At 50.5% G+C, this 6,057-nt stretch carries 11 protein-coding genes; 6 read left to right on the plus strand and 5 right to left on the minus strand.

Annotated features, from left to right (window positions below):
- Position 1: 1 nt before the first annotated feature.
- Positions 2-340 (minus strand): STAS domain-containing protein, encoded by a 339-nt coding sequence (locus BP758_RS11610; protein WP_292371049.1) that lies wholly within the window; start codon positions 338-340, stop codon positions 2-4.
- Positions 341-555: 215 nt separating this feature from the next.
- On the opposite strand from BP758_RS11610, the gene BP758_RS11615 reads away from it, so the two are divergent.
- Together BP758_RS11615 and BP758_RS11620 are read left to right on the plus strand one after the other, a co-directional pair.
- Positions 556-852 (plus strand): DUF3795 domain-containing protein, encoded by a 297-nt coding sequence (locus BP758_RS11615; RefSeq protein WP_292371050.1) that lies wholly within the window; start codon positions 556-558, stop codon positions 850-852.
- Positions 849-1,184, plus strand: a complete 336-nt coding sequence (locus tag BP758_RS11620; RefSeq protein WP_292371051.1) for a TIGR04076 family protein — start codon at positions 849-851, stop codon at positions 1,182-1,184. The genes BP758_RS11615 and BP758_RS11620 overlap by 4 nt, the downstream gene beginning before the upstream one ends.
- Positions 1,185-1,254: 70 nt before the next feature.
- Here BP758_RS11620 and BP758_RS11625 read toward each other — a convergent pair whose 3' ends face one another.
- Positions 1,255-2,001, minus strand: a complete 747-nt coding sequence (locus tag BP758_RS11625; RefSeq protein WP_292371052.1) for a class I SAM-dependent methyltransferase — start codon at positions 1,999-2,001, stop codon at positions 1,255-1,257.
- A gap of 138 nt (positions 2,002-2,139) precedes the next feature.
- On the opposite strand from BP758_RS11625, the gene BP758_RS11630 reads away from it, so the two are divergent.
- Positions 2,140-2,577 (plus strand): LEA type 2 family protein, encoded by a 438-nt coding sequence (locus tag BP758_RS11630; protein WP_292371053.1) that lies wholly within the window; start codon positions 2,140-2,142, stop codon positions 2,575-2,577.
- 25 nt (positions 2,578-2,602) lie between these two features.
- Here BP758_RS11630 and BP758_RS11635 read toward each other — a convergent pair whose 3' ends face one another.
- A complete protein-coding gene (locus tag BP758_RS11635) occupies positions 2,603-2,803 on the minus strand; it encodes a hypothetical protein (protein ID WP_292371054.1) in 201 nt (66 codons plus the stop codon).
- A 102-nt stretch (positions 2,804-2,905) separates the two neighbouring features.
- Between BP758_RS11635 and BP758_RS11640 the strand changes: the two genes are divergently transcribed.
- The 3 genes from BP758_RS11640 to BP758_RS11650 all read left to right on the plus strand — a co-directional run bounded on the left by BP758_RS11640 (position 2,906) and on the right by BP758_RS11650 (position 4,786).
- Entirely contained in the window at positions 2,906-3,028 is a 123-nt protein-coding gene (locus tag BP758_RS11640; protein WP_292371055.1) for a DUF1697 domain-containing protein, read from the plus strand.
- Positions 3,029-3,707: 679 nt separating this feature from the next.
- Entirely contained in the window at positions 3,708-4,079 is a 372-nt protein-coding gene (locus tag BP758_RS11645) for a hypothetical protein (protein WP_292371056.1), read from the plus strand.
- A gap of 5 nt (positions 4,080-4,084) precedes the next feature.
- Positions 4,085-4,786 carry a hypothetical protein gene (locus tag BP758_RS11650; RefSeq protein WP_292371057.1) on the plus strand — a complete coding sequence of 234 codons (702 nt, stop codon included), beginning with the start codon at positions 4,085-4,087 and terminating at the stop codon, positions 4,784-4,786.
- Between the two features lie 2 nt (positions 4,787-4,788).
- Here BP758_RS11650 and BP758_RS11655 read toward each other — a convergent pair whose 3' ends face one another.
- Positions 4,789-5,490 carry a hypothetical protein gene (locus BP758_RS11655; protein WP_292371058.1) on the minus strand — a complete coding sequence of 234 codons (702 nt, stop codon included), beginning with the start codon at positions 5,488-5,490 and terminating at the stop codon, positions 4,789-4,791.
- 4 nt (positions 5,491-5,494) lie between these two features.
- On the minus strand, positions 5,495-6,057 hold a 563-nt coding region (locus BP758_RS11660), incomplete at its 5' end, for a phosphomethylpyrimidine synthase ThiC (RefSeq protein ID WP_292371059.1).

The following is a 6,057-nucleotide window of genomic DNA, read 5'->3' on the forward strand; positions in this document are numbered from 1 at the left end:
ATCATGCACCCCCGCAGGAGATCGCTTTTGCCGCGTCCGCTACTGTGGGGTACGTGACAAAGACCTCTGCAAAGCCGCTCACCGTAAGGATCCTGCTGACAAATCCCGTGCTGCCGGCGATGACGACCGGCACACCCTGCCGGGAAAAGTCGCGCCTGAGCGCCAGGAGTTCCCGGAGGCCCGAACTGCTCAGGTAGGTAAGGCCGCTCAGGTCAAGGACGGTCGGGGCGACCGGCCATGATTCGCGGGCGGATTTGAATTCCGGCACGGCGTCGTTATCGAACCGGCCGCTGATGGCTGCGACCAGCATCCCGTCCATTCCGGTGTATCTGATATCCATGGATGTTCACCTGCACGTTTGTATAAGGGCTCGTTTGGCCGGTGCGCCATATATACGGCAGGATTTTGGAAAGATCCGTGATTTTTTTTTCCAGGGATCGGGGTGCTGCGGCCGGAGAATTATGGGAAAGAGCGGCCCGGGGATCCCAAAGACCGGCCCGCTACTTTCACAGTGCGGGGCCCGGAGTTTATCATCCCCTGCTGCAACCGGGATCCATGGCAGAGAAGATCGAGACCGTCTGCGGGTACTCGTGCAGCGGCTGCGACCATTACAAAAACGAGTGCCCGGGGTGCGGGGCAACGAACGGAAAGCCGTTCTGGACCGCGTACGCCGGCGTTGAATGCTGCCCGGTGTACGACTGCTGCGTCAGCGACCGGAAATTACCGCACTGCGGGAAGTGCCCGGATCTCGTATGCGAACGGTTCACCCGGTTTAAGGATCCGGATATGACGGACGCGGAGGCGGCGGCCTGCCTTGCGGAGATGGCGCGGGAGCTGCGGAGCCGCAAATGACTCCCGAAGACACAACACGACCCCGTTGTAACATTACGGTGGTCAAACGGTCGCTCAACCCCGAACTCGCAGAAGAATACTGCCAGAGCGAGGTCGCGCCCTGCCCGTGTTTTACGGAAGGGCAGGAGTTCGTGTGCGGCCTTGACAAGCCCGAAGGTTTCTGCGACTGGGCATGGCGGGACATCCATCCCATGGTCGCCGTGCTGCTCGCAGGAGGGAATTTCTCGCACGGGATTTTTGCGGGCTGGATGAAGAACGAGCGCACGATGATCGGCTGCTGCTCGGACGGGATCCGCCCGGTGGTCTTCCGGATCGAGCGCATCGATCCGTGAACCTACTAAAAAAAATGAGGGATACCTTCCTGCCGGCGGAGAACTTTCGTCGAACCGCCGGCTCTTCCGGTTATGGATTCTGCATGACAAAGAACGTGTACCCGTAGTAGCGCTTGTACTTCAGGTACATCTCTGCCTCGTGCTCCAGGGAATCGAGCAGGGCTGCATCGTCGGGATTCGACCCGTGTGTTTTCCGTAAGTCTTTGGTCCGGGCAAGCATTGGGACATGGTAGTTATCCCACCAGCCGGCTTCGGGCAGACGGTATGTTGCAACGAGCCGGAGCCCGGCCCGGTTCACCCGCTCCTTCATCTCGTCCTCGGAAACGGGGAGATAGCCTTCGCTCTCCCACCACTGCACGAGCTCGGCAGGGGGATTGGGCTCGAACCAGTCGGCATCGGATACGACCATGTACCCGCCCTTTTTCAAAAACGGTTTCCAGAGAGTGAGCCCCTGTTCGAACCCGACAACAAAGATCGCCCCTTCGGACCAGACAAGGTCGAACTGGCCCGGCGCAAACGGCAGGGCATCCATCGAGGCGTTCACGGTCCGGATCCTTTCCTGCAGGCCGGCTTTTCCGGCTTTGGCGTCGAGCATGTCCAGGAACGGCTGGTGGTTGTCGACTGCCGTTATCGTACCGGTGGTCAGGCCCGCAAGATCAAGGGTCTGGGTCCCGCTGCCGCACCCGACATCGAGGATCTTCGCGTCATCCGGGAGCCGGGGGACCAGGGAGAACACATGCTTTGTCGCACCTGCATCGCCCGGGCCCTGCCGGGGGAGGGACTCGAATATCTGGTAAAAAAATGGTGGTAATTGCATGATAGCATAAATTTTGGGGAGATGGTTTTGAGTGCTTTGTGGTCGAAAAGGGGGGATCGTTCCGGATCAAGCCCGCCGATCTGAGGGCATCTCACATGACGGGCAGGATTATCACCCCGCTCTGCCAACGTTCGTATAATGTCTGTCCTGTCCGATCCGGTCGTGACCCTTGATGGCGTCAGGCTTGAAAACGTCTCGCTCTCCTCGCTCGATCTCCTGGTCTCGATCCGGGTGGAGAACAGGAACCCGGTGGGAGCAACGCTTGAGTCGTGTCCCTTTTCCGTATCGTACGATTATGCCGGGACGCATGAGGTGATAGCAACCGGGGAGACCGGGAGCGCAAAAATCCCCGGGAATTCGGTAACGGTCGTTCCCGCCCGGGTTGCCTCGAAGAACGCTGCGCTGCTGGGGGCAATGGCTGAGATCGTCCTTGGCGGGAAGATCGAGGTTACGATCGACGGGATGGCGAAGATAAAATTCCTGATGATCACAAAAGAGGTCCCCTTCTCCCGGACCGTGCCGGTAACCCGGGGAGAGATCGTGGATATGGTGACCGGGCAGAAGAAAGACGGCTAATCAGGAAAAAATCCCGTCGGGCTTTTTACAATCCGGGAAGCAGGACTGCATATTCATGCCGTTTCATAAGCACGAAGCCGGCTGCCATCAGGACAATCCCGGTACTGCAGATCGGGATGACGAAGGGATTTCCGGTAATGGAAAGAGCCATCCCCGCGATAAAAACGATAGCGCCGGCGATAAAGATCGCTTTTGCCACAGGCAGGCCGTTTCCCTTCTGTTTCATGGAGAGTTGTGGTATTCGTTACGGTATTTCTGTGTTGTGAAATGATGCGGGATGGTCTTTTATCCTGCCGGACCATACCTCCGGGCATACGGGACAACGGCCATGACCGCATATGTCGCATTCCTCCGCGGGGTAAATGTCGGGGGCAATAATCTCGTCTCCAAAAACGACCTGGCTGCCATCGGCGAGCGGGCCGGCATTTTTCGTGCAGTAATGTCATCGTAATGCACGATTTTGTCTATTTTCGTGCACTATAATGATAGAACGGGGTAAGAAATTATTGATTATACCGTACGGTTTTGTGCAGGATCATCAACTACATCTTCTGATTCCACTCAAACGCGGTTTTATCCAACGGATTTTACTGGGAAGGTACCGGACTGCCCGGCCCTAGACAAATTCTTATGTGGGGGGTGGGGGTCACCCCCCACCATTGTGTCCGGGCAGGTGGGGGGTACCCCCTCCCCACTTTGGACCCGGCCGGGCCCTGCGATCACGCTGCCGGAAAACCACCAGAAACCACACCCCACGCCGGTATTCCATGAGAAACACCGGATCTGATCATGCAGAAAAGGAGCCGGTTCGCGGCCATGGGGGGGAGGGGGGTGGCCCCTACCCCCCCTTACTCTTTTTTTCAAAGAGGGGGTCACCCCCCCACCCTTGTGTCCGGGCAGGTAGGGGTACCCACCCTTGGGATCAACTCATATAATTAATTTGCATCTTTGTAGGAGGGGGGGCCACCTGTCCCCCCCCTTGCCGCCCCTGCGCTGAGCGATGATGGGGTATTACCTGCTTGTATGTTACGCAACTGATGATTGATTGTCACAGCGGAGGAGTGCGTGCGTGTGGGCATCAAATAACCAACATATAAATAAATATCAAATGAAGAATTGCTCGTAGTATTATGCTCGACCTTAAAATTAAGGATTTAATAGATTTGGTTGTTGCAGATATTCCTGAATCTGAAAAACGAATAGAAAAAATGTATGATTGGCATTTTGAAAAGATCAAAGTTTTATATCAAATTAGTTTAGGTATTTCAGCTTCATTATTTGTCTCGATTATTTTGTCATATCTTCAAAGTAATCTACATGTGGATCTTTGGCTTTTAATTTTAACATTAATAATGGCATCATGTCCTGCATTATATGGAATGGTTAGATTTCATAATCTCAAATTGATTCATCGACAATTTGTAGAAGCAATAAAAATTTATAAAGAACTAGAAAGAGTCCGGCCATTTATTCTTCGTTATCAACAAAGAATTTCCGAGTGAGGAATATGGTGGATACAACAATATTTGGAGTTATTTCACTAATATCAATCATTGCAGGTATAATTTCGATTCTTTTTGCAGGATATAATTTGTATCTCGCATTTCATTTAAGAAAAGAAAAAATAAATCAAGCGAAAGAAGAGAATTTTCGAAAAGCTTTGGAATCTGATGATTTAGAGACGTTAGGCAATTTTCTAGAGAGAGATATAGGAAATTTCACAATTAATGAATATGTTTCTGATGATACGGTAAATTTAAAAGTAAATTCATACTTCGAAAGACTTCAAGTGTTTTTATCAACACCACAAGAGATCCGCAATGAATCACCAAAAACCGTTCAATTACCACTACAAAATGGAGATCAACCATTACCAAATGAAGATTACAAGAAAATTCTAAATGAACTGAATTTCGGTGATACTTGGAATTCCCTTGCGAGGTTACGAAGAACAATTGAGGTTCAATTAAAAGATTATGCTAGAGCAAATGAGATCCAAATCAGAGATCAAATATCAGCAGGCCAGATGTTAAATATTCTAAAAAATCAAAATAAAATTTCGGATAGCGTTTTTAAAAATTTAAAATTTAGTGTTTCAATTGCTAATAACGCAATTCATGGCAAAGATGTAAGTTATGATGAGGCTCAAGAAGCAATAACTCATGCACGAATTGCTATTGAAGAATTAAATCGAGGATTGGGAAATTAATCTTAAGCAGGATATTCACCAATAAATCTGCGAACTCCTATAATCATATCCTCAACCTGTTGTTTTGTGTATTTATCCTCATGTCCATGGGCGGCTTCATTTCTGATTCCGAGCCAATAATCGATTTGTTTTTGGATGACAGAAGTATACACTCCTTTTTTTACAAGATCAATATTCATCTCAGACGCTTTTCTGAATTTTTCCAAATCTCCCTTTTTATAATTCGTATTAATTCCATGATTTTGGCATAGCTTCCGTATATGGGCTTCTAAAATGGAGCCAAGCATAACTGCGGCAGGGCATTTTAATTTTTCACTTTCTTGTAAAAAATTTTCAGCAATTTCGATAAAATCTTCAAAAATGTCCGCGTGAATTCGTTGTTGAACATTAATTAGGAGATTATCATCATAGGCCTTTTTCAATGCGGATAAAACTGAAAAAAGGGCTGTGACATCCTCATACAATTTATCATCATCACAAAAACCTCGAAACGCATCAGGAGTATACTGATTTAAGGGACGATCAATAATATATTTCGCATTTCTTCTAAAAGTGCTATTTTCTGGAGCACACTGCCAAATAGTTTCGACCAATAAAGTATGAATTTCCCACGCACTACTGGAGGTCGGATCGTCTCTCCATTCCATATATCTGTTAATTGTCTTTTCAACGGTCTGGATCACATCCTTTTTTTCAAGGGTCATTTCATCACTTCTGAAATTTATTTATCTTTTTTGTCTTCCCCTCAAACAACTCCCTTACCATCTTAATAGCACACAAATCCCCGCACATCGAGCAGGTGTCCGTGTCCCCGTCCCGGACATGGATCGCCTTTGCATGATCGCCGTAGAGCGCCAGCCTGAACTGCGCGTCCCAGTCAAGGTCGTGCCGGGCCTCGGCCATCTTTACCTCGCGCTCCATTTTGTACCCTTCGGGCCGGCGCACCATGTCCCCCACGTGCGCTGCGATCTTTGCCACCCGGGTCCCCTCGATAATATCGTCCACGTCCGGCAGGGCGAGGTGCTCGCTCGGCGAGACCATGCAGAGGAAGTCCGCCCCGTTCCGGCAGGCCTCCGCTCCCCCGATAGCCGCAACCACATGGTCGTAGCCGGGCGCAATATCGGTGACAAGCGGCCCGAGCAGGTAGAGCGGCGCATGGTCGGTGATCTCTTTTATCATCCGCACGTTGCAGCCCACCTGGTCGAGCGGGATGTGGCCCGGCCCCTCGATCATCCGCTGGACACCGGCCGCCCTGGCCCGGTTTGCAAGCA

Source organism: Methanoregula sp. UBA64, from assembly GCF_002502735.1.
Taxonomy (GTDB): Archaea; Halobacteriota; Methanomicrobia; order Methanomicrobiales; family Methanospirillaceae; genus Methanoregula.

Excerpts from the sequence above, each read along its gene's own strand:
- BP758_RS11655 (WP_292371058.1), bottom strand. The coding sequence starts at position 5,490 with ATGACCCTTGAAAAAAAGGATGTGATCCAGACCGTTGAAAAGACAATT.
- BP758_RS11645 (WP_292371056.1), top strand. The coding sequence starts at position 3,708 with ATGCTCGACCTTAAAATTAAGGATTTAATAGATTTGGTTGTTGCAGAT.
- BP758_RS11615 (WP_292371050.1), top strand. The coding sequence starts at position 556 with ATGGCAGAGAAGATCGAGACCGTCTGCGGGTACTCGTGCAGCGGCTGC.
- BP758_RS11650 (WP_292371057.1), top strand. The coding sequence starts at position 4,085 with ATGGTGGATACAACAATATTTGGAGTTATTTCACTAATATCAATCATT.
- BP758_RS11620 (WP_292371051.1), top strand. The coding sequence starts at position 849 with ATGACTCCCGAAGACACAACACGACCCCGTTGTAACATTACGGTGGTC.
- BP758_RS11635 (WP_292371054.1), bottom strand. The coding sequence starts at position 2,803 with ATGAAACAGAAGGGAAACGGCCTGCCTGTGGCAAAAGCGATCTTTATC.
- BP758_RS11640 (WP_292371055.1), top strand. The coding sequence starts at position 2,906 with ATGACCGCATATGTCGCATTCCTCCGCGGGGTAAATGTCGGGGGCAAT.
- BP758_RS11610 (WP_292371049.1), bottom strand. The coding sequence starts at position 340 with ATGGATATCAGATACACCGGAATGGACGGGATGCTGGTCGCAGCCATC.
- BP758_RS11630 (WP_292371053.1), top strand. The coding sequence starts at position 2,140 with ATGTCTGTCCTGTCCGATCCGGTCGTGACCCTTGATGGCGTCAGGCTT.
- BP758_RS11625 (WP_292371052.1), bottom strand. The coding sequence starts at position 2,001 with ATGCAATTACCACCATTTTTTTACCAGATATTCGAGTCCCTCCCCCGG.